The organism is Streptomyces sp. NPDC055400 (genome assembly GCF_053644375.1).
Map to the genome: position 1 here is coordinate 211,890 of NZ_JBSHLM010000015.1, position 21,343 is coordinate 233,232.

General features: G+C 68.7%; 16 protein-coding genes and 1 pseudogene. 11 read left to right on the top strand and 6 right to left on the bottom strand.

Annotation, left to right across the window (positions count from 1 at the left end; translation table 11 throughout):
* Positions 1-156 precede the first annotated feature (156 nt).
* Together ACWIGU_RS33875 and ACWIGU_RS33880 are read left to right on the top strand one after the other, a co-directional pair.
* Positions 157-2,334, top strand: coding sequence for an ATP-binding protein (locus ACWIGU_RS33875; protein WP_454405489.1), 2,178 nt, complete (start codon positions 157-159; stop codon positions 2,332-2,334).
* The gene (locus ACWIGU_RS33880; RefSeq protein ID WP_454405490.1) at positions 2,331-3,899 is read left to right on the top strand and encodes an ABC transporter substrate-binding protein; all 1,569 of its coding nucleotides are present in this window, start codon (positions 2,331-2,333) and stop codon (positions 3,897-3,899) included. Before ACWIGU_RS33875 ends, ACWIGU_RS33880 begins: the two co-directional genes overlap by 4 nt.
* A gap of 211 nt (positions 3,900-4,110) precedes the next feature.
* Here ACWIGU_RS33880 and ACWIGU_RS33885 read toward each other — a convergent pair.
* From ACWIGU_RS33885 to ACWIGU_RS33895, 3 genes and pseudogenes are all read right to left on the bottom strand, one after another.
* Positions 4,111-4,357 (bottom strand): annotated as a pseudogene (locus tag ACWIGU_RS33885) (hypothetical protein); the annotation flags it as partial.
* A 254-nt stretch (positions 4,358-4,611) separates the two neighbouring features.
* Positions 4,612-4,809, bottom strand: coding sequence for a DUF397 domain-containing protein (locus ACWIGU_RS33890; RefSeq protein ID WP_454405491.1), 198 nt, complete (start codon positions 4,807-4,809; stop codon positions 4,612-4,614).
* Positions 4,806-5,630: a helix-turn-helix domain-containing protein gene (locus tag ACWIGU_RS33895; protein WP_454405492.1), complete on the bottom strand. Its 825-nt coding sequence runs from the start codon at positions 5,628-5,630 to the stop codon at positions 4,806-4,808. Before ACWIGU_RS33895 ends, ACWIGU_RS33890 begins: the two co-directional genes overlap by 4 nt.
* 122 nt (positions 5,631-5,752) lie before the next feature.
* Between ACWIGU_RS33895 and ACWIGU_RS33900 the strand changes: the two genes are divergently transcribed.
* Positions 5,753-6,274, top strand: coding sequence for an ATP-binding protein (locus ACWIGU_RS33900; protein WP_454405493.1), 522 nt, complete (start codon positions 5,753-5,755; stop codon positions 6,272-6,274).
* Complete coding sequence (locus ACWIGU_RS33905; protein ID WP_454405494.1) at positions 6,231-6,878, top strand: dihydrofolate reductase family protein; 648 nt, start codon at positions 6,231-6,233, stop codon at positions 6,876-6,878. The genes ACWIGU_RS33900 and ACWIGU_RS33905 overlap by 44 nt, the downstream gene beginning before the upstream one ends.
* A 17-nt stretch (positions 6,879-6,895) precedes the next feature.
* On the opposite strand, the gene infA is transcribed toward ACWIGU_RS33905, so the two are convergent.
* From infA to ACWIGU_RS33920, 3 genes are all read right to left on the bottom strand, one after another.
* Positions 6,896-7,120 carry a translation initiation factor IF-1 gene (infA, locus tag ACWIGU_RS33910; RefSeq protein ID WP_116508753.1) on the bottom strand — a complete coding sequence of 75 codons (225 nt, stop codon included), beginning with the start codon at positions 7,118-7,120 and terminating at the stop codon, positions 6,896-6,898.
* The gene (locus tag ACWIGU_RS33915) at positions 7,117-7,890 is read right to left on the bottom strand and encodes a GNAT family N-acetyltransferase (RefSeq protein WP_454405495.1); all 774 of its coding nucleotides are present in this window, start codon (positions 7,888-7,890) and stop codon (positions 7,117-7,119) included. The genes infA and ACWIGU_RS33915 overlap by 4 nt, the downstream gene beginning before the upstream one ends.
* Before the next feature lie 237 nt (positions 7,891-8,127).
* On the bottom strand, positions 8,128-11,937 hold the full coding sequence (locus ACWIGU_RS33920; protein ID WP_454405496.1) for a GH92 family glycosyl hydrolase: 3,810 nt from the start codon (positions 11,935-11,937) through the stop codon (positions 8,128-8,130).
* Positions 11,938-12,754: 817 nt separating this feature from the next.
* On the opposite strand from ACWIGU_RS33920, the gene ngcE reads away from it, so the two are divergent.
* The 7 genes from ngcE (at position 12,755) to ACWIGU_RS33955 (ending at position 21,157) form a co-directional block, all read left to right on the top strand.
* Positions 12,755-14,161 (top strand): N-acetylglucosamine/diacetylchitobiose ABC transporter substrate-binding protein, encoded by a 1,407-nt coding sequence (gene ngcE, locus ACWIGU_RS33925; RefSeq protein ID WP_454405497.1) that lies wholly within the window; start codon positions 12,755-12,757, stop codon positions 14,159-14,161.
* Between the two features lie 7 nt (positions 14,162-14,168).
* Positions 14,169-15,230 (top strand): carbohydrate ABC transporter permease, encoded by a 1,062-nt coding sequence (locus tag ACWIGU_RS33930; protein ID WP_454405498.1) that lies wholly within the window; start codon positions 14,169-14,171, stop codon positions 15,228-15,230.
* Positions 15,227-16,135: a carbohydrate ABC transporter permease gene (locus ACWIGU_RS33935; RefSeq protein ID WP_454405499.1), complete on the top strand. Its 909-nt coding sequence runs from the start codon at positions 15,227-15,229 to the stop codon at positions 16,133-16,135. Before ACWIGU_RS33930 ends, ACWIGU_RS33935 begins: the two co-directional genes overlap by 4 nt.
* A gap of 269 nt (positions 16,136-16,404) precedes the next feature.
* Complete coding sequence (locus ACWIGU_RS33940; protein WP_454405500.1) at positions 16,405-17,604, top strand: ROK family transcriptional regulator; 1,200 nt, start codon at positions 16,405-16,407, stop codon at positions 17,602-17,604.
* A 121-nt stretch (positions 17,605-17,725) separates the two neighbouring features.
* Entirely contained in the window at positions 17,726-18,850 is a 1,125-nt protein-coding gene (locus tag ACWIGU_RS33945) for a substrate-binding domain-containing protein (RefSeq protein WP_454405501.1), read from the top strand.
* Positions 18,851-19,082: 232 nt separating this feature from the next.
* Positions 19,083-19,874: an ATP-binding cassette domain-containing protein gene (locus tag ACWIGU_RS33950; RefSeq protein ID WP_266558831.1), complete on the top strand. Its 792-nt coding sequence runs from the start codon at positions 19,083-19,085 to the stop codon at positions 19,872-19,874.
* Positions 19,871-21,157: a sugar ABC transporter permease gene (locus tag ACWIGU_RS33955; RefSeq protein WP_454405502.1), complete on the top strand. Its 1,287-nt coding sequence runs from the start codon at positions 19,871-19,873 to the stop codon at positions 21,155-21,157. Before ACWIGU_RS33950 ends, ACWIGU_RS33955 begins: the two co-directional genes overlap by 4 nt.
* Positions 21,158-21,343: the final 186 nt, after the last annotated feature.

Below are 21,343 nucleotides of genomic sequence, written 5' to 3' on the forward strand. Positions count from 1 at the left end.
TGACGCACTTTCCTGACGCACTGCCCTGCCCTTCCGGACCGCGACCGCCCGCGTGATCCTCTGGCGAGAGATCCATTACGCCGGTAAGTTCGGTGGTACGAGAGGCAGTTGTGCACACCGAGGGGAACCGGGACACTTCTGATGGGCAGGTCGCCAGTGCCATTTCTGTACGCGCGCGACCCGTTGGTGCGTTCCCTCGTCCCCGCCCTCACCGGCCTCGCCTACGACGAACGGGCCCGCAGGAAGCGGGAGTTCGGCGACGATGTGCCCGTCGTCCTGATCACCGGTCAGCACGGCACGGGCCGCAGCGCCGTCCTCGACGGGCTCGCCCGGCACTACCACCGCAGACTCGCCCTCGCCCATGTGCGCGTGGTGCCCGCGGGCACCACCACCGCACCGGACGCCGCACGGCCCGCCCCGGCGGGCGGTCCCGAACCGGCAGGTGCCGCCGACCTGGTGGAGATCGTCGAGCGGTTGGTGTGCGCGTTCACCCCCACGCTCGCCCGGTTCCCCGTGCTGGTCCCCGGCCTGTTCGCCGTCACCGGCTGGCACGCCGGCGACGTCGAGGAGCGGGACGCCCTCTGCGCTCGCCACGCCCGCCTGCTGATCGCCTGCGGCCTGCGTACCGGCGACGAGCGCGACGTGGCACGCGAGTGGTCCGCGCAGGTGGAGGCGTCCGTCGCGGCGCACGCCGACGGCGCGGCCGACGCCGCCGAGGAGGCAGACTCCCTGCCGGTCACCCGGGCCGTCCTGCGCGAACTCGACGCTCTGCGCCCAGCGGGCGCAGCCCGCCGGTGGTACGCCAAGCGGCACCCCCTCGCCGACGATGCCGCAGGCGGCGACGGTGCGGAGGGAGCCGACGGCGGCCGGGACCCGCTGGTGCAGCTCGGCCGCCGCTTCCACCGCGGCGGCGACTACCGGCGCGCTGTCGAGTCCGACCTCATGGCGGCCTTCCTCCAGGAAGTCGGCGCGGCCTATGGCTGGGTGCACCTCCTGAACCGTGACCCCTGGCCACTCATCCTGCTCGACGAGGCGCACACCCCCGCAGGGCAGCGCTTCCTGGACCTGCTCCTCGAACACCGCGCCGCGCCGCAGCGGCCCGGCCGCGACCGCATCACCGTCGTCGCCGCCCGCCTCGGCGACCTCCCCGAGGACGAGGCCCCGCACGCCGTACGCAGGGAACTCGCCGACCTGCTGCCTCCTGCGGGCGGCCCGCAGGGCGACCACGCCGCCCAGGTCTGGCAGCGCACCGGCCACGACCCGTCGGCCGGTCTGCTCGTCGTGCCGCTCACCCCGCTCGGCCGCGACGACGTCCTGGCCATGCTCGACCGGGCCTCCTCCCGGCTGCTCCACCCCCACCTGGCCTCCGCACTGCACGCCCTGACCGGCGGGCACCCGCTGGCCGGAAAGCTGCTCTGCGACGCGGTGGTGCACGCCGCGGGGGAGCACCGCACCGTCACGCCCAAGGACCTGCTCGACCTGGAGACGGAGAGTGGGCGGCCCGTCACTCAGGTGCTCCTGGAGGACCTGCTGCCCGACCGCCGCCAGCGCGACCGCCTGGTCGTGCTGTGTCTGGCCAGGGACCACCAGGCCGCGGCGGCGCTCGCCGAGGACCTGGCCCTGGACGGGCCGGAGCAACTGCCCGTGAACGCGGCGGCCCAGTACCTCGTCGAGCGCCAGTGGCAGCGCCCCGTCCCCCCCGAAGTGCCCTTGGTGGACCACGCGTTGCTTCAGACGCTCCTCGTTCACGAGGCTCGCCGCACCTCGCCCCCGGCGGGCGAGCCGCACAGCTGGCACCAGATCCACCGCTTCCTGCACCTGCACCACGTACAGCGCGCCGACACCGAGGAGGCCGATGCGCTGCGGCACAGCCTGGCCACCGGGAACGCGGCGCAGGTCGTGGACATGCTGGCCGACGAGTTCGACGCCGAGGAGGCCGAGCAGAGCGTCGAGCACTGGCTGCTCTGCCTGCGGCGCTGTGCCTCGGCCCCGACCCCGCCCGCCGACAGCGCACCGGACGGCGCCGCCCCATGGACCGACGAGCGCGTACAGATCGCGCTCGGCGAGCACGCCTCCCGCTACACCCACCTCGACGAGGCGGGTCGCGGCATCAACCGCCTGCTGCACGCCCTGTGGTACCTGTCCGAGCCGTACGCCGACGCGGCCATCGACCCCGACGCCGAGACCCTGTGCCAGGCGGTCGGTGATGAACTGGGCTTCCTCTCCCGGCGCCACCCCACGTGGTACGCGGCGCTCGGCAGGGCCGCCCGCGACTGGCCGCCCGCCGCCCGCAAGAGACAGCCCCTGCCCATCCCCGCCATCGAAGGATCATGATGTTCAGTGGCCGACCCAAGGAGTGGGGTCCGCTGGATTGGTGCGTCGCCCTGGTCGTCGTACTCGTCCTGACCGGTGGCTTCGTCGCGTGGCAGCAGACCCGCCCCGGCCCGTGCGGCGACGGCATGGACAAGCGCGGGGACGACTGCGTCGGCGTCACCGACCGGGCCTTCGAGACGGGCGACGACACCGTCGACAGCATGCTCCGTGCCGTGGCGGACGAAAACGCGCGCGTGAAGCGCCAATGGGACGACCCGCAGGGCCAGTCGGCCCGCATCCCGTACGCGCGGATCGCGCTGATGATGCCGTTCACCTCGGACTCCACCAGCGCGATGACCCGCGAGATGATCCGGCGCGCTCTGGCCGGCGCGCTCGCGGCGCAGCAGCAGGCGAACAGCGCCAGTGGCCCCCACTACCAGCTGCTCCTCGCCCCCGACGGCCGCGACCTCGACCAGTGGCAGGACGTCGTCGACCGGCTCGGTGAACTGACCCGGGACAAGGAAGCGCCACTGGTCGGTGTGACCGGCATCCCCAGCAGCACGATCCACACCCGCAAGGCGGTCGCCGAGCTCTCCCGCCGCTCCATTCCCACCGTGGGCCCCGTGATCACCGCGGCCTCGATGAACTCCCGCTACTTCTTCAAGACGTCCCCCAACAACGAGCAGTTCGCCCGGGCTCTCGGCGAGTACCTCAAAGAACACCCCGGCAAGAGCCGAGGCTTCCTCGTCTGGGACAGCCGCGAGGACGACGTCTACTCGCAGGACCTGCGGGCCGTCTTCGAGAAGCGCTTCGGCACCGCCTACGACCTGGACGCCAACAACTCCCACTTCATCGGCTCGTCCGGCGACGACCAGGGCATCCCGCGGCGGTTCGCCGACGCGGCCGAGAAGATATGCCGTGACAAGGCCGACACGGTCTTCTTCGCGGGCCGGGACCAGGACCTGCCCGCGTTCATCAACCGCCTGGCGAACGAAGGCAGTTGTGACCGGAGTCAGCAGCTGCGCATCCTGAAGATCGGCGTCGGCCTGGAGCCCACGCTCACCACCCCGTCCACCGTGCGCAGCCTGCACACCACCAACACGACGATCGTGGACGCCTCCGCCTACGACCCCGACTGGGCGAAGGGCGAGAACTCCCCGCCCCGCGGCTCCGCCGCCTTCCTGGCCCGCTTCCAGAAGATCGACAAGGCCTACGGTGTGGGGTCGTCGCCGCTCTCCGACGGCTACGCGGCGATGTACTACGACGGCTTCACCCTGCTCGCCGGCGCGGTGGACCGCACGTACAGCGAGGTCAACGAGGGCGGGACGCAGACCCGGGAACCCGCCCGGCTCCCCACGGCCAAGGACGTGTACAGCACGCTGACCATCTCGACCATCGACGGAAACGACTGCGCCGGCTGTCTGGTGGGCGCCGGCGGCACGTACGGCTTCACGGGCCCGGGCGAGAACGACCAGTGGGCGGTCTGCAAGCCCGTCCCGATCGTCGAGTTCCCGTCCACATCCGCGAAGTCGCCGCCGGTGTACCGCACTTACCGCGGTGACAAGGCGGGCGCCTGCCCTTCCTGAGCGGCGCCGGTCGCACCGCCGGCCCCAGCTCGTGCGCGGCATCGGAATCCTCTGCATCGGCGCCGAGAACGACCCCCCGCTACGACGCGCGACCGGCTGGTCGGGCTCCTCGTCGCAGGCGTGCGCGAGCTCCGCTGACCCCACGAAGGCGGGCGGGGCGGGCCGGCAACTGCCGGTCCCGCCCCGCCCGTTGAGCGCGGCACTCACTCCGTCACGACAGCAGCTCCACCTCCGCCGGCGTCGCGGCCCCACCGGCGAACACCAGCCGGTAGTGCTTGTACGTGCCCGGCCGGCTCACCGAGAACGCCCGCGTCTGCTTGTCCCAGGAGAAGGACTCGCCGGACCGCTGATCCAGCGTCTTCCACGACGAGCCGTCGGCCGGAGGCCTTCAGCTTCCAGCCCGCCGGGGCCTTCGCCCTGTCGTCCGACGTCAGCGTGTACTGCACGGCCTTCGCGCCGTCGGTGGACCCTCGCGGTGACCACGACCAGCCGCCCACTTGAGTGGTGCACCGAACTCGTCGAGGGCATCGCCCATGCGACGGGCTCCATCGACCCCTGGCTCGACCACATGTCCGGCCTCACCGGACCCGAAGCCGACGCCGGCGTGATCCGCAGGCCATCGCCCGCTGGCTCCCCACCCTGCGCCCCCGCATCGCGGCCTTCGCCGCACGGAACTTGAGGCCGGTGCCGGGGGCCTCTGGCTCTACCCCTACTACGCGGGGGCGCTTCCGGTTCCGCTGGTGGCCAGGAACGCGGCCCAGGCCTCCGGGGCGACCGTGAAGTGAGGCCCCTCGGGGTTCTTGGAGTCGCGGACGTGGACGGCGGTGGGGTGGGTGGCGACCTCGACGCAGGCGCCGCCTTCACTGCTGCTGTAGCTCGACTTGAACCAGTTCAGTGGTGCGGTGCTCATGACTCTCCTAGCAGCCGGTCCAACAGGCCCTGGGTTGCCTTGGGGGTGAGGGCCTGTGATCGCAGCATCGCATACTTGCGCGCCAGGATGGACACCTCGTCCGGGGCGGAAACCCACTGGCTGCCCCGTTGGGACTCGGTGTACGCAAGGTGCTGATGGTCCGGGGTCTCCAGGAGGATGAAGGGACCCGCGTCCCCGGCGTTTTCCGGGGCATCGAGGGGGAGCACTTGCAAGGTCAGGCCGGGCAGGCCGGTGCACTCGCGCAGGAACCCCAACTCAGCTGAACGCACGGCCGGTTCGGTGAAGGCCATCCTGAGCGTGGGTTCCCAGACGATGAAGCTCATGGTCGGCGGGGCCTTGCGGTGAAGGATCTGCTGCCGCTCGACACGGCCTGCAGCCTTGGTCGCGACCTCGTCCTCGTCGTACGCGGGCACGCGTTGTGCCAGCAGCGCTCGGGCGTACTCCGAGGTCTGGAGCAGACCTGGGATCACCAAGGCGTCGTACCAGGACAACGCAATGGCCTCCCGCTCATGCGCCATGTACTGCTCTGCGAACAGCGGATACTGGTCGATCTCTGGGAGATTGGCCACGGCAACGGCTAACGCCCCCTTCGTGTCGAGCAGTTGGTCCATCTCTCGGGCCAGATCCGGCAACAGTGGCCGCCTGCCCTGCTCGATCGACGCGATGGTCGCCTCTGTGACTATCAGCCGCTCGCCCAGCGCCGCCTGGGTCATCCCGGCGGCCTTCCGGAAGAGGGCGACGAGCTGACCGACCATCCTCATCGCCGACGGATTCTTGGGCGGGCGCTTTCCGGGGCTCATGACGGTCAATCTCCCCGCCCCCACTCTCACTCGACCCCACTCGGACCCCGACAAAAGATCTGTCGGGGTTCACGTACTGCTGTCAGTGAATCACCGTGCGCGATATTCGCGCCATGGAACCTATGACCGAGGAAACCTTCCGTGAGCGCTTCTACCGCCGAGAACGCCAATCGGTCCCCGTCGCAAGGGAGTTCACGCGCGAGGCGCTCGCCGACTGGGGTGTGACGGAGGAGCGGGCGGACGACATCCTGCTCTGCGTCAGTGAACTCACCACCAACGCCCTCGTCCACGGCGTCCCGCCCGGCCGCGGCTTCCTCCTGCGTGTACTGCCGTACGAGGACGGGGTCCGCGTCGAGGTCCACGACAGCGGCGACGGCGTACCGGCCGTGCCGCGACCGGACGACGAAACCACCGGTGACGCCGAGGGCGGCCGGGGCCTGCTCCTCGTGGAAACGCTCGCGGACAAGTGGGGCGTGGGGGAGCGGGACCCCGGAAAGGTGGTGTGGTGCGAACTGGCCACGGCCCGGCGCGCCCCCGCGGCGATGAGTTCTGGCGGCGGCGAGAGTCGTACCGATGTCACCCCAACCCCAGGAGGAACGCGTGACGCAGTTGCTGAAGGTCCAGAACTTCAACGTCTCCAGTGACGGGTTCGGCGCCGGGGAGGGGCAGAGTCTGGAGCGGCCGTTCGGGCACGCCGAACCGGGGGAGATGTTCGCGTGGTGCGGGGCCACGGCGAGCTGGCCCAACCGTACGGATCCCGGGGGCAGCCGGGGCCTGGACGACTACCTCGTCCGCGATTTCCACCACAACATCGGCGCCGAGATCATGGGGCGCAACAAGTTCGGGCCGCAGCGCGGGCCCTGGCAGGACCTGGAGTGGCAGGGCTGGTGGGGCGACGAACCGCCGTTCCACACGCCCGTGTTCGTCATGACCCACCACCCGCGGCCGTCGATCACCCTGTCCGACACCACGTTCCACTTCGTGGACGCCGGCCCGGCCACCGTCCTCGAACAGGCGAGGGCGGCGGCCGGGGGCAAGGACGTGCGGCTCGGCGGCGGGGCGAGCGTCATCCGGGAGTTCCTCGACGCGGACCTCGTCGACACCCTGCACGTGGCGGTGTCGCCGGTGAAACTCGGGTCGGGGACGCGGCTGTGGGAGTCGCCCGACGAGCTGCGCGACCGGTTCCACGTGGACGTCGTGCCCAGCCCGGGCGGCACCGTGACCCATCACCTCTTCTGGCGGAAGTGACCGGTGGTGTGCCGGTGTCAGTTCCGGTAACGGAAGATGATCCGGCCGCGCGTCAGGTCGTAGGGGCTGACCTCCACGAGCACCCGGTCGAACGGCAGGATCTTGATGTAGTTCTTCCGGATCTTGCCGCTGATGTGCGCGAGTACCTTGTGCCCGCTCGCCAGTTCCACCTGGAACGTGGCGTTGCGCAAGCACTCGACGACGGTGCCCTCGATCTCGATTCCAGGGTTTGTCTTCGTCATGAGTGAAGTACGACCTCCAGGTTGGCGCCGACGCGCTCGGCGCCGATCTTGTCGAAGAGCTCCGAGGCGGCGAGGTTCCGTTCGCCGACCTCGGCCGTCGCCGTCCGGACCCCGGACCGGTGCAGGGAGCCGAGGGCTTCGGCGAGGAGCGACCGGGCGATGCCCGACCGCTGCCGGTCGGCCCGGACCGCGACGAGGCCGAGCCGTGGCTGGCGTGGCACCGGCGCGATCCGGAGCAGTCCCACGTACTCGCCGGATTCCACGTCCATCGCGATCGTGTACTTCGTCGGGTCCACGACGGTGGCGTCGTCCAGGCGTGGCAGCACCTCGGCCGGCATCTCCTGCCAGCCGACGGAGGACTCGACCTCGTCCCGGATCGCGCGGTCGAGGGCGCGCAGGGGATCCTTCTCCGACTCACCGGGGGGAAGGATCGTCACGCCCGACGGCGGATACGCCGAGCCGAGTCCCGTGACCTGCGGGTCGGTGGGTACGCGGTACAGCCACTCGCGGCGCCGGACCGTGAAACCGGCGCGTTCCCACCGGGACCTGAGGTCCACGTCGGAGTCGTCGACGATCGTGTACAGCGGCCTCGGCAGGTCCGCGAGCATGGCATCGGTCAGCTGCTCGAACGCCGCGTCCTGCCAGGTGTCGATACTGAGGAACAGCCGTCCGTCGTACCGGGGCCATGCCTCGCCCCGGCCGACCACCTGGTCGTCCTCCAGCGCGTGCCACTGCCTGTCGGCGACGCGCGTGATCAGTGTTGTGTTCATAGGTCTCTGCCTTTCGGGATCACCTTGTCCAGGCGCTCCCGGGCGACCTATGTCAGCCGACCGACCGTGGGAAAGGGAGGAGCACCCACATACGTACTGCGGTCATGGGTCCCACCTCCTCGGGCTGCGTCACGGTTCGGGCCAGACATTAGACGGGCCGACGAGGCCCTGTCCACGTAATTAAATGCGTGATGGCGCCGCTGAGTTCAGCGGCGCCATCGCAATTCAAGGCAGGTTCTAGCCGAGCAGCTCCACCTCCGCCAGCGTCGCGGCCCCACCGGCGAACACCAGCCGGTAGTGCTTGTACGTGCCCGGCCGGCTCACCGAGAACGCCCGCGTCTGCTTGTCCCAGGAGAAGGACTCGCCGGACCGCTGGTCCAGCGTCTTCCACGTCGAGCCGTCGGCCGAGGCCTCCAGCTTCCAGCCCGCCGGGGCCTTCGCCCTGTCGTCCGACGTCAGCGTGTACTGCACGGCCTTCGCGCCGTCGGTGCCGACCGGCAGCTCCACCGACTCCGAACTCGCGCTCGTCGCCGAGGAGTTGTCGAACAGCGGACCCGAACCCGTGATGGCGTCCTTGCGCGGCGACGGCACCTTGTCGTCCTGTGTGATCGAGACCGGCGCCGCGTTCTTGCCGGTGCCCCACGTGGACGGCTTCGGCCCCATGGCGAACTCCAGGACCCCGCCCTTCGCGACGACCGAGTGCGGCAGCGACGTCGACGTCCAGTTCTTGCCGTTGACCTTCAGGCCCTGCACGTAGATGTTCTTCGCGCTGTTCTTGGGAGCCTTGACGACGAGGTCCTTGCCGTTCTCCAGGTGCAGCGTCATCTTCGTGAACTGCGGGGAGCCGATGGCGTACTCGCCGCTGCCCATGACCAGCGGGTAGAAGCCGAGCGAGGAGAAGAGGTACCAGGCCGACTGCTCGCCGTTGTCCTCGTCGCCGTGGTAGCCCTGGCCGATCTCGCTGCCCGTGTAGAGGCGGGAGAGGACCTCGCGGACCTTCTCCTGCGTCTTGGACGGCTGGCCCGCCGCGTCGTACATGTACGTGATGTGGTGGCCCACCTGGTTCGAGTGGCCGTACATGCCCATCCGGACGTCACGCGCCTCCGTCATCTCGTGGATGACGCCGCCGTACGAGCCCGCGACGTCGTTCGTCGCCGTCTCCGGGGTGGCGAAGAACGTGTCGAGCTTCTTGGCGAGGCCGTCGCGGCCGCCGTAGAGGTTGGCGAGCCCGCGCGAGTCCTGCGGTGCGGTGAAGGCGTAACCCCAGGCGTTGGTCTCCGTGTAGTCGTAGCCCCAGATGCGCGGGTCGAACTTCGACGACTCGACGCGCCAGTCGCCCTTCTCGCTCTTGCCCTGGAAGAAGCCCGCCTTGGGGTCGAACATGTTCACGTAGTCGCGGGCCCGGTTGAGGAAGTACTCCGACTCCTCCTTGTAGTGCTTCTCGCCGGTCTTCTTGTAGAGGGCCTGGCCCATCTGCGCGATGCCGTAGTCGTTGAGGTATCCCTCGAGCGCCCAGGACAGACCCTCGTGGGTGTCCGTGCTCGTGTAGCCGAGGAACGGCGACGTCTGCATGCCCTTGCGGCCGACGCCGGCCGCGGGCGGCACGACGCTCGCGTTCTTCACAGCCGCCTTGTACGCCGCCTCCGCGTCGAACTTGACGCCCTTGACGTACGCGTCGGCGAACGCCACGTCCGACGACGTGCCGGTCATCAGGTCCGCGTAGCCCGGCGACGACCAGCGCGAGATCCAGCCGCCGTCCTTGTACTGCTGCACGAACCCGTCGACGAGCTCACCCGCCTTCTTCGGCGTCAGGAGCGAGTACGCCGGCCAGGTCGTGCGGTACGTGTCCCAGAAGCCGTTGTTGACGTACGGCTTGCCGTCGACGATCTTCGCGCCGGTGTGGGTCGGGGTGTCCGGGCCCGGCATCGGCGAGAACGGCGACGCGTACTGGTACTTCGAACCGACCTTCTCGAAGCCGGAGTTGGGGTACAGGTACAGCCGGTACAGGGACGAGTAGAGGGTGGTGCGCTGGTCGGCCGTGGCGCCCTCCACCTCGACCTTGCCGAGGAGCTTGTCCCACTGCGCGCGGGCGCTGTCCCGTACGGACGTGAACGACGAGCCGGACGGCAGCTCCTGCGCGAGGTTCGCCTTGGCCTGGTCGATGCCGATCAGGGACGTCGCGAGGCGCAGGGTGACCGTCTTGTCGGCGCCCGGCTTGAAGCGGAGGTAGCCCTTGGGGCCGGTGGAGTCGCCGCCGGTGACCGGGGTGTCGAAGACGCCGTAGACGAAGAGCCGGGTCGCGCCCGCGGACAGCCCGGACTTCACGTCCGAGTAGCCGGTGACGATGCCCTTGTCCTTGTCGAGCGTGAGGCCCGCCTGGTCGGAGACGTTGTCGAAGATCACGCTCGCGTCGTCACCGGGGTAGGTGAACCGCAGCATCGCCGCGTGGTCGGTCGGCGTCATCTCGGCCTTGAGGCCGTTCTCGAAGCGCACCCCGTAGTAGTAGGGGCGGGCCGTCTCGTTCTCGTGCTTGAACGGCAGCGCGCGGCCGGCGCGCGAGGTGTCCGGGGTGCCGGACGCCGCCGACGGCATCATCTGGAACGTCTGCCGGTCGCCCATCCAGGGACTGGGCTCATGGCTGGCGCTGAACGCCTCCATCGTCGGCAGGTTGTCCGCGTTGTTGTCGCGGCTGTAGTCGTAGAGCCAGCTGAGCGAGCCGGCGTTGGTCACCGGCGTCCAGAAGTTGAAGCCATGGGGGACCGCGGTGGCCGGGAACGTGTTGCCGCGGCTGAAGCCGCCGCTGGAGTTCGTGCCGCGCGTCGTGACCGCGTAGTCCGACAGATGCGCCTTCGGCGGCTCCTGCTTCGCGGCCTTCAGCGCGATGTCGTCGACCCAGCCGCGGAACTTCGCCGGGCCCTTCGGGGAGTCGTACGCGACCAGGATCCGGTCGACGGTCTTGCCGGCCGCGACCGAGCCGATGGAGGAGGCGACGGCGTTCCACTGGTTGACGTAGAGCCGCTTGGCCGCGCCCTGGCCCTGCGGCGTCAGCAGCCCGCCGTTGCTGTCGGTGGCCTTCAGGTCGCTCAGATAGGTGCCGTCGGTGAAGGCGAGGTCCACGGAGACGTTCGTGGCGTCGTAGTCGCGGTCGCCGTCCGCCATCGACGGGAAGATCTTGTACGAGAGCTCCGTGTCGCGGGCGACGGCCACGTCGACGTCGAAGACCTTGTTGTACGAGTACGCGCGCGAGTCGGCCTTGTGCGTGCCCGCGTAGCGCAGGGCCTTCTTGCCGGTGAAGCCCGCGCCCGCCTTCGCGGTGGGGGAGCCGCTGGGGCCCTTGTCCACGAGGGAGAGCATGTCGTCGGGCGTGGGCGAGCCGGTGTCGGCGGTGGCCAGCTGGAGGTCGGCGAGCTGCGTGGCGTCGCCCGCGCCGTTGTTCTTGGTGAACTCGATCCTGAAGTGCTGGTACTCGGCCGGGCTCTGGAGGTCGTACTTCTTGGTCTGGAAGCGGTCGGCGAAGCTCTCCCCGGTGCGGGTGTCGAGCGTCGTCCACTCCTTGCCGTCGGTGGAACCCTTGAGCGTCCAGTCCTTCGGGTCGCGTTCGGCGTGGTCGTTGGCCGACGTCAGGGCGTACGTCGTGATCTTGGCCGGTGCGTCCAGGTCGTACTCGACCCAGGCCGTCGGTTCGAAGGAGAGCCATTTGGTGCTCGACTCACCGTCGACGAGGTTCTCCTTGGTCTCACCGCCGCCCGTGTTCTCGTCGCTGGCGCGGACCTCCGTGACATGGCTGTTGACATTGCCCGGAAATCCGCCGCTGTCGCCGCCGTCGACCCCGGACGACCGCTTCGTCCCGTCCGCGGTGGTATCCACCGTGTTCAGCCAGGTGGGGGCGGGATCGCCCGTTTCGAACGAGGAGCTGAACTCGCGGTCGGCGCGTGGCTGTTGGCCGGGGGACGCGGCGGACGCCCCCTGACCGGCGGCGACGAGCGCGAGTGAGGCCGCCCCCAGGGCGGCCGTGGCCTTGAGTCTGTGTCTGGATCTGCCGTCCATTCGCGAGCACCCTCCCGGCGTGAGACAACGTTGTCAGTTGCAGCGCAGGGTCCAGTAGGGAGGTAAGTCGCCTGTGGTGTCAAGGGTGTTGAACTCGGCGTGTGCGACGCGGGGGGCGAGAAGACTGGCGCGACCATCCATTGAGCGAGGTCATCGGTCGTCCAGGGCGCGCAGGGGCCGCTCATGGGCGCCTCATATATCCGAGAGGTCTCAACTCGGGAAAGAACGCCGTCCAAACCGGCATTCGATCTTGCCCAGTTGACGTGAAGTGGACTATACCTGTCGGCGTCTGGCCCGGATCGCACACAGACCGAGGCCGGGCCCGGGGGACGGGGGGAAACGGCAGGGGGTGGCTCAAGCGTCCCCGCATCCGTGTCTCCCCCGCGCACCCCGGTCCTCACGCACTACCCAGCTCCATCTGCGTTCCCCCCTCAGCAGGGGCACAACACAGCACGTCACCGCGGTGCCGGGGAGGATCCGGTTCACCGCCTGAGTCCTGGAGAAGGCGAGGACTTGAGCATGGGATCCAACCCCGGCGTAGGCCATCGCGATCTGATCGAGCGGAGCGCGACTGTCGCTCCCACCGCGGCCCCGGCGACCGCTTTTCCCACATCGCTCAGCTGATCACCATCGGTGCCGCTGAGCGGCTCCGAGACGACGGCGAAACGCCCCGATGTGCATCTCCGCCGAACTCCCAGGCGGAGACCCACACCAGGACGCGCTCAAAGAGAAGTGCGGCAAGCACGGGGCCACCCCGGCCCGGCAGCCGAACACGCAGCAAACCGTACAGCTCCAACCGATCAGTGAGGATGCAGAGATGACCATTCGTGCCGGCTCTCTTGACAGGCGGACGCTCCTGCGCGGGGCGATCGCAACCGCGGCGATGGGTTCGTTCGCGGTGGCGTGTGGCTCTCCCTCCGGCAAGGGCGATGGCGGCGGTGGCCCCAAGGGCGAGAAGAGCGCCACGAACCCGTTCGGCGTCGCCAAGAACTCCAAGGTCGACGCGGCCATCTTCGACGGCGGCTACGGCACCGACTACGTCGACTACACCAACCAGGTCGTCGGCAGCCAGGTCAAGGGCCTCAAGGTCCAGGTCAAGCCGGTCGTCGACATCGCCCCGGAGCTCCAGCCCCGCTTCGTCGGCGGCAACCCGCCGGACCTCATCGACAACTCCGGTGAGGACCAGATCGGCTTCCTCGGCATCCTCGACCAGCTCGAGGAGCTCGACGACGTCTTCGAGGCCAACACCTACGAGGGCAAGAAGATCGCCGACATCGTCTACCCCGGCGTCAAGGGCCCCGGCACGTTCAAGGACAAGTTCGTCGCGCTCAACTACGTGATGACGGTCTACGGCGTCTGGTACTCGAAGACGCTGTTCGAGGCGAACGGCTGGACCCCGCCGAAGACGTGGGACGAGGCGCTCGACCTCGGCCAGAAGGCGAAGAAGAAGGGCAAGTACCTCTTCGTCCACGGCAAGGAGGCGGCGACCTACTACCGCACGCTCCTGATCGACTCGGCGATCAAGGAGGGCGGCGACGAGGTCCGGCTCGCGCTGGAGAACCTGGAGAAGGGCTGCTGGTCGCACCCGGCCGTCCAGGGCGTGATCAAGGTCATGGAGACCATGGTCAAGCAGAAGATGTTCGTCCCCGGCGGCTCCGGCACCCAGTTCCAGAAGGCGCAGGCGATCTGGAGCAACGACCAGAAGGCGCTGCTCTACCCGTCCGGTGGCTGGATCGAGAACGAGATGAAGAAGGCCACCAAGGGCGACTTCCAGATGACCGGCTTTCCGTCGATGACGCTCACCGACAAGCCGAAGCTGCCCTACGAGGCGATTCGCGCGGCCGCGGGCGAGCCGTACATCGTGCCCAAGCAGGGCAAGAACCCGGGCGGCGGCAAGGAAGTGCTGCGGGCGATGCTGTCCGAGAAGGCGGCGGCGAACTTCTCCAAGACGAAGCTGGCCCCGACGATCGTCAAGGGCACCGTGCCCGCCGACGGTTACGGGTCGTCGGCCCTCGTCTCGCAGACGAAGATGCTCGAGGCCGCCGGCACCAACATCTTCACCTACAACTTCGTCGAGGCTTACGGGATGAACACGGACCAGCTGGTGCCGTGGAACTCGTTCCTCTCCGGCGACATCGACGCCAAGGGGCTGACCTCGGCTCTGCAGAAGATCTCCGACAAGGTCAGGGAAGACGACTCCGTCGACAAGATCAAGGTCAGCTAGCACCGCGATGAAAGAAACGACCACCATCTCCGACACCGCGAGCCGCCGGCCGGCGCCGGCCGCTCGCGGTGGGCGGCCCCGGCGCCGCAAGCTCACCTTCGACCGGGTGACGTTCTTCCTCGCGTTCCTCGGTGTCCCGCTGGCCATCTTCGTGCTCTTCGTCCTGTACCCGTTCGTCCAGGCGATCTTCTGGGCGATGACCGACTGGCGCGGCTTCAGCCCGGACTACGAGTTCGTCGGCCTGGACAACTTCACCAAGATGTTCCAGGACGACGTCTTCGTGAAGGCGTTGCGCAACATCGCGCTCCTCGCGGTCTGTGTGCCGCTGGTGACGTTGACGCTCGCCCTGGGGGTCGCGGTGGCGGTCACCCTGGGCGGTCCCAGCAAGGGCCCCGTCCGGGGCATCAAGGGAGCGTCGTTCTACCGGATCGTCTCGTTCTTCCCCTACGTCGTGCCGGCGATCATCGTCGGCCTGGTCTGGGCGCAGATGTACGACCCGAACGCCGGCCTGATCAACGGCGTCCTCACCGGGCTCGGCCTCGACGGGTTCGACAAGTTCGCCTGGCTGGGCGAGACGGCGAGCGCGATGCCGGCCCTGATGTTCGTCATCGTCTGGGGGCTCGTCGGGTTCTACGCGGTGCTCTTCATCGCCGCGATCAAGGGCGTCCCGGCCGAGCTGTACGAGGCGGCCAGGATCGACGGAGCCGGCCGGTTCCGGATGACGCTCTCGGTCACCCTGCCGTCGATCCGGGACACCGTGCAGACGGGTTACATCTACCTGGGCATCGCCGCGCTCGACTCCTTCGTCTACGTCCAGGCGATGCTGCCGGGCGGTGGCCCGAACAACTCGACCCTGACGATCAGCCAGCGGCTGTTCAACGTCGCCTTCGCGAAGCAGCAGTTCGGACTCGCCACCGCGATGGGGGTCGTCCTCGCCGTCGTCACCCTGGTGTTCGCGGCGCTGGTGTTCCTCGTCAACCGCCTGACCGGCGGCGGCGAGGGCGAGGGCAGAAAGAAAGCGCCCGGGGCCAAGGCTCGGCGTGCCGCAGCCAAGGGAGGTGCCCAGTGAGCGCCCTAGTCGCCGACCGGGAGCAGACGACGGACCGCAAGCCGGCGCGTGACCGCAAGCTGACGCGCGCCGCCGCGAACAGCGACCGCCGGTTCGCGGTGATCTCGCACACCCTGCTGATCCTGTGGTCCGTGATCGTGATCGTGCCCATGCTGTGGGTGCTGGTCTCGTCGTTCAAGACGACCAAGGAGATCCTGTCGTCGCCGTTCTCCCTGCCGAAACGCTGGCGGTTCGAGAACTACGCGCACGCGTGGACCGACGCGAACATCGGGAAGTACTTTCTCAACTCGGTGATCATCGTCGTCTGCGCGCTGGTCCTGGTCATGCTGCTGGGCGCGATGTGCGCCTACATCCTGGCCAGGTTCGAGTTCCCCGGGCGCCGGCTGATCTACTACGTGATGCTCGCCGGGCTGACCTTCCCGGTCTTCCTGGCGATCGTGCCGCTCTTCTTCCAGCTGCAGAACTTCGGTCTCCTCAACACGCGTCCGGGACTGATCCTCACCTACGTCGCGTTCGCGCTGCCGTTCACGATGTTCTTCCTCTATTCGTTCTTCCGGTCACTGCCGCATGACGTCTACGAGGCCGCGTTGATCGACGGTGCCGGTGACTGGCGGGCGTTCTTCCAGGTGATGCTGCCGATGGCCAAGCCGGGCATGGCCGCGGTGGCGATCTTCAACTTCCTGGGCCTGTGGAACCAGTTCCTGCTGCCGGTGGCGCTCAACACCAACCAGGACAAGTGGGTGCTGACCCAGGGGATGGCCGCCTACGCGTCCTCGCAGGTCTACGACATCGACTACGGCGGGCTGTTCGCGGCGATCGTGGTCACGGTGGTGCCCGTGCTGATCGTGTACATCATCTTCCAGCGCCGGATCGCCGGTTCGGTGTCGCAGGGCACCTTCCGCTGACGCCCACCGTCGCGCCGTACGGCCGGCCGGGTCGCTCGGCCGGTCCGGCGGCCGACGCCATCACGTAATCGCTGCTTCACCCGCTGCGCACAGGGGTCGGGCCCCGGAGAGACAACTCTCCGGGGCCCGACCCCTGTGTACGGCGATGGAACCGATTTCTGTCAAGGGCTTGACGCCATAGGTGCATCCAGCGGAGTTTGGAGTTCATAACTTGTACAAGGCTCAGTCACCCGGTGTGACGCGGGCCAGGGGCTAAGGGTGGAGAGTCAATGGAGACTCCGGGGTCGCAGTCGTCGCTGCATCGGGCCAATCTGGAGCGGGTCGTACGCGCCGTGCGGCTCGCCGGATCGCTCACGCAGGCGGAGATCGCGAGGACGACGGGCCTGTCCGCGGCGACGGTCTCCAACATCGTCCGGGAGCTCAAGGACGGCGGGACCGTCGAGGTCACGCCCACCTCGGCCGGGGGCCGGCGGGCCCGCAGCGTCTCGCTCAGCGGCGACGCGGGCATCGTCATCGGCGTCGACTTCGGCCACACCCACCTGCGGGTGGCGATCGGCAACCTCGCCCACCAGGTGCTCGCCGAGGAGGCCGAACCCCTCGATGTGGACGCCTCCGCGGCGCAGGGCTTCGACCGGGCCGAGGAGCTCGTCGAGCGGCTCGTGGCGGCCACCGGCGTGGACCGTACGAAGGTGGCGGGCGTCGGGCTCGGCGTACCCGGCCCCATCGACGTCGAGAGCGGCACGCTGGGCTCCACGTCGATCCTGCCGGGCTGGACCGGCACCAAGCCCGCCGAGGAGATGAGCAGACGCCTCGGCGTGCCCGTGCACGTCGACAACGACGCCAACCTGGGCGCCCTCGGCGAGCTGGTCTGGGGCAGCGGGCGCGGCGTCAAGGACCTCGCGTACATCAAGGTCGCCAGCGGTGTCGGCGCCGGGCTCGTGATCAGCGGGAAGATCTACCGGGGCCCGGGCGGGACCGCGGGCGAGATCGGGCACATCACCCTCGACGAGTCGGGTCCCGTCTGCCGGTGCGGCAACCGCGGCTGCCTGGAGACCTTCACCGCGGCGCGCTACGTGCTGCCGCTCCTGGAGTCCAGCCACGGCACCGGGCTGACCATGGAGTCCGTCGTGCGGCTCGCGCGGGACGGCGACCCGGGGTGCCGGCGGGTGATCGCCGACGTGGGCCGTCACATCGGCAGTGGTGTCGCGAATCTCTGCAACCTGCTCAACCCCAGCCGGGTCGTCCTCGGCGGCGATCTGGCGGAGGCCGGAGAGCTGGTCCTGGGGCCCATCAGGGAGTCCGTGGGGCGCTATGCGATCCCCAGCGCGGCGCGCCAACTGTCCGTCCTTCCAGGGGCGTTGGGCGGCCGCGCGGAGGTGCTCGGGGCGCTCGCCCTTGCGCTCAGCGAAATGGGCGATTCGACCCTTTTGGACGGATCCCTGTCCGCGGTAGCACCTGCCTTCACTTAGAGAACGCATGACACCGTTGCCATCTCGTTAAGGATTTACTCCTTGACGCCGGGGTTGCGGCCGAGTTGACTTCCCGCTACCTCGGCCGCAACGTCGCGGCCTCGTCAGGGAGGTTTCTGAAGTGAACACGCGTATGCGTCGTGCCGCCGTTGCGTTCTGTGCCACTGGTATGGCCGTCTCTCTCGCCGCTTGCGGCAGCGCCAAGGAGTCCGGCGGCAAGGACAGCGGCGACAAGGCGAGCTCCAAGAAGGGCGACGCCATCACGGTCGGCCTGCTGCTGCCGGAGAACCAGACCGCGCGCTACGAGAAGTTCGACAAGCCGATCATTGAGAAGCAGATTTCGACGCTGACCAATGGCAAGGGCAAGGTCGAGTACCTGAACGCCAAGCAGGACGCGACCGTCCAGTCCCAGCAGATCGACACGATGATCACCAAGAAGGTCGACGTGCTGATCCTGGACGCGGTCGACTACAAGGCCGTCGCGGGCGGTGTGACGAAGGCCAAGGCCGCCGGCATCCCCGTCGTCGCGTACGACCGCCTGGCCGAGGGCCCGATCTCCGCGTACACCTCGTTCGACAACGAGGAGGTCGGCAAGACGCAGGGCGAGGCGCTCCTCAAGGCCATGGGCTCCAAGGCCACCAAGAGCAGCAAGATCGTCATGATGAACGGCGCGATCACCGACCCGAACGCCGCCTTCTTCAAGAAGGGCGCCCTCTCCGTGCTCAAGGACAAGGTGACTGTCGCCAAGTCCTACGACACCAAGGAGTGGAAGCCGGAGAACGCCAACCAGAACATGGAAGGCGCCATCTCCGCGATCGGCAAGGGCAAGATCGCCGGCGTCTACTCCGCCAACGACGGCATGGCGGGCGGCATCATCACCGCCCTGAAGGCCGCGGGCCTCAGCAAGCTCCCGCCGGTCACCGGCCAGGACGCCGAGCTTGCCGGTGTGCAGCGCATCGTCACGGGCGACCAGTACATGAGCGTCTTCAAGTCGTACCCGGCGGAGGCCGAGACCGTCGCCAAGATGGCCGTCTCGATCGCCAAGACGGGCAAGCTCGACAGCTCCCTGAAGACCAGCACGGTCGACAGCGGCACCGAGAAGGGTGTCCCGTCCGTGATCGTCCCGGTGGTCTCCCTGACCCAGGACAACATCAAGGACACGGTCGTCAAGGAGGGTTACTACACCCTCGACGACATCTGCACGGCCAAGTACAAGGCCGCCTGCAACAAGATCGGCCTGAACTAACCACGCAGGAGTCGCCCCGGCAACTCCCTTGTCCTGCACGGGACTCGAGCGCACCTTGAAGGGGCGCCCCGTGTGAGCACGTCCGGCGCCCTGCCGCCGACAGCCCCGCAAGCTCAACGGCGGGGCGCCGGACGGAACGACGTACGAGAGCACCATCCCCGCACGTACGCACCCCCCTCTCAGTCTTTTCTGTTCAACCTCCCGCCGGGTCAGGCCTTAGGCGGCGAAGGAGATGGTTCACGTGTCCGCTACGCCCGTGCTGGCGTTGCGCGGAGTCTCCAAGCGATTCGGTGCCGTCCAGGCGCTCACCGATGTAGAGCTTGAGGTCCACGCCGGTGAGGTGGTCGCCCTGGTCGGCGACAACGGTGCCGGAAAGTCCACCCTTGTCAAGACGATCGCCGGTGTGCACCCCATCGATGAAGGTGTCATCGAGTGGGACGGCAAGGCCGTCGCGGTCAACAAGCCGCACGACGCCCAGAACCTGGGCATCGCGACCGTCTACCAGGACCTCGCGCTGTGCGACAACATCGACGTCGTCGGCAACCTCTTCCTGGGCCGTGAGCTCAAGCGCCGCGGTGTCCTCGACGAGGTCGAGATGGAGCGCCGCTCCAGGGAGCTCCTCGAGACGCTCTCCATCCGCATCCCGAGCGTGCGCATCCCGATCGCCTCGCTCTCCGGCGGTCAGCGCCAGGTCGTGGCCATCGCCCGCTCCATGCTCGGCGAGCCCAAGCTGGTCATCCTCGACGAGCCGACGGCAGCCCTCGGTGTCGAGCAGACCGCGCAGGTCCTCGACCTCGTCGAGCGTCTTCGCGAACGCGGGCACGCGGTCATCCTCATCAGCCACAACATGGCCGATGTGAAGGCCGTCGCCGACAAGGTCGCCGTCCTGCGGCTCGGCCGCAACAACGGCGTTTTCGAGGTCAAGACCACCTCGCAGGAAGAGATCATCTCCGCCATCACCGGCGCCACGGACAACGCCGTGACCCGTCGTGCGGCGCGCAGCAACGCGGAGGCTCAGAAGTGAGCATCGAAAAGACCGACAAGCCGCACGCCGCCGTGGACGCCCCGGCGGCCGCGGGCGACGCGAGCGTGGCCATCGACCCCCGTCTCCTCGTGCGCGAGCAGGGATTCGCGGGCTACATAAGCGAGTTCAAGCGCAAGATGCGCGCCGGTGACCTGGGCGCGACGCCGGTCGTCATCGGACTGATCGTCATCTGCGCGATCTTCCAGAGCCTGAACTCGGCGTTCCTGGGCGCCGAGAACCTCAACAACATCTTCGTCGCCATGGTCGCGACGGGCATGATGTCGGTCGGCATCATCTTCGTGCTGCTGCTCGGCGAGATCGACCTGTCGGTGGGCTCCGTCTCCGGTGTCTCCGCGGCGATCACGGCCGTGATGAGCGTCACCCACGGCGTCAACGAGTGGGTCGCGGTCCTCGCCGCCCTCGCCGCCGGTGCCGTCATCGGCGCCCTGCACGGCTTCTTCTTCGCCCGGATCGGCGCCCCCGCGTTCGCCGTGACCCTGGCCGGCCTGCTGTTCTGGAACGGCTTCATGCTCCAGATCCTCGGCTCCAACGGCACGATCAACATCGACGGCGACGGCGTGGTCGGCAAGCTCACCACGTACTACTTCTCGGACGTCGCGGCCGCCTACGGGCTCGCGATCGTCGCGGTCGCCGCGTACTTCCTGACGGCGTTCCTCGGCAACCGGCGCCGCGAGGCCGCCGGCATCCCGTCCCGCCCGATGAGCGAGCTCGTGCTGCGCACGGCGCTGCTCGCGATCGCGGCCTTCGGCGTGGCGATCATGTTCAACCAGTACAAGGGCCTGCCGCTCGCCGTGCTGCTGTTCGCGATCGTCCTGGTCGGCAGCGACTTCGTGCTGCGTCGTACCTCGTACGGCCGCAAGATCTTCGCGCTCGGCGGCAGCGTCGAGGCGTCGCGCCGCGCCGGTATCAACGTCACGGCGGTCCGTGTCTCGGTCTTCGCCGTCGCGGGTCTGTTCGCGGCGGTCGGCGGCCTCTTCTGGGCCTCCAAGATCGCGGCGGCCAACCAGAGCGCCGGTTCCGGCGACCTCCTGATGAACGTCATCGCGGCGGCCGTCATCGGCGGCACCAGCCTCTTCGGCGGCCGGGGCCGCACCTGGAACGCCCTGCTCGGTGTGCTCGTGATCACGTCGATCCAGTACGGCCTGGCCCTCCAGGGCATCGCCACCCCGATCCAGTACATGATCACCGGCGGCGTGCTCCTCGCCACGGTCGTCATCGACTCGGTCACCCGCAAGACCCAGAAGTCGGCAGGCCGCGCGTGAGCGCTCCGCTGGGTTACGTGTGATCTCTGCTGATCTCTGCTGATTTCTGCGGGCCCGCTGTGGCTGGTCGCGCAGTTCCCCGCGCCCCTTGGGCGCGGGGCTTGTGCCCGGCGTCAATGGAGACGCCGGGCACAGTCATGCCCGGACCGGACGGGAACGGATGTTCCCCATCTGTACGGCCAATCG

Bases quoted from the DNA above. Each gene is read 5' to 3' on its own strand.
- ACWIGU_RS33880 (WP_454405490.1), top strand. From the start codon at position 2,331: ATGATGTTCAGTGGCCGACCCAAGGAGTGGGGTCCGCTGGATTGGTGC.
- ACWIGU_RS33890 (WP_454405491.1), bottom strand. From the start codon at position 4,809: ATGAGCACCGCACCACTGAACTGGTTCAAGTCGAGCTACAGCAGCAGT.
- ACWIGU_RS33895 (WP_454405492.1), bottom strand. From the start codon at position 5,630: ATGAGCCCCGGAAAGCGCCCGCCCAAGAATCCGTCGGCGATGAGGATG.
- ACWIGU_RS33900 (WP_454405493.1), top strand. From the start codon at position 5,753: ATGACCGAGGAAACCTTCCGTGAGCGCTTCTACCGCCGAGAACGCCAA.
- infA (WP_116508753.1), bottom strand. From the start codon at position 7,120: ATGACGAAGACAAACCCTGGAATCGAGATCGAGGGCACCGTCGTCGAG.
- ACWIGU_RS33915 (WP_454405495.1), bottom strand. From the start codon at position 7,890: ATGAACACAACACTGATCACGCGCGTCGCCGACAGGCAGTGGCACGCG.
- ACWIGU_RS33920 (WP_454405496.1), bottom strand. From the start codon at position 11,937: ATGGACGGCAGATCCAGACACAGACTCAAGGCCACGGCCGCCCTGGGG.
- ngcE (WP_454405497.1), top strand. From the start codon at position 12,755: ATGACCATTCGTGCCGGCTCTCTTGACAGGCGGACGCTCCTGCGCGGG.
- ACWIGU_RS33930 (WP_454405498.1), top strand. From the start codon at position 14,169: ATGAAAGAAACGACCACCATCTCCGACACCGCGAGCCGCCGGCCGGCG.
- ACWIGU_RS33940 (WP_454405500.1), top strand. From the start codon at position 16,405: ATGGAGACTCCGGGGTCGCAGTCGTCGCTGCATCGGGCCAATCTGGAG.
- ACWIGU_RS33950 (WP_266558831.1), top strand. From the start codon at position 19,083: ATGGTTCACGTGTCCGCTACGCCCGTGCTGGCGTTGCGCGGAGTCTCC.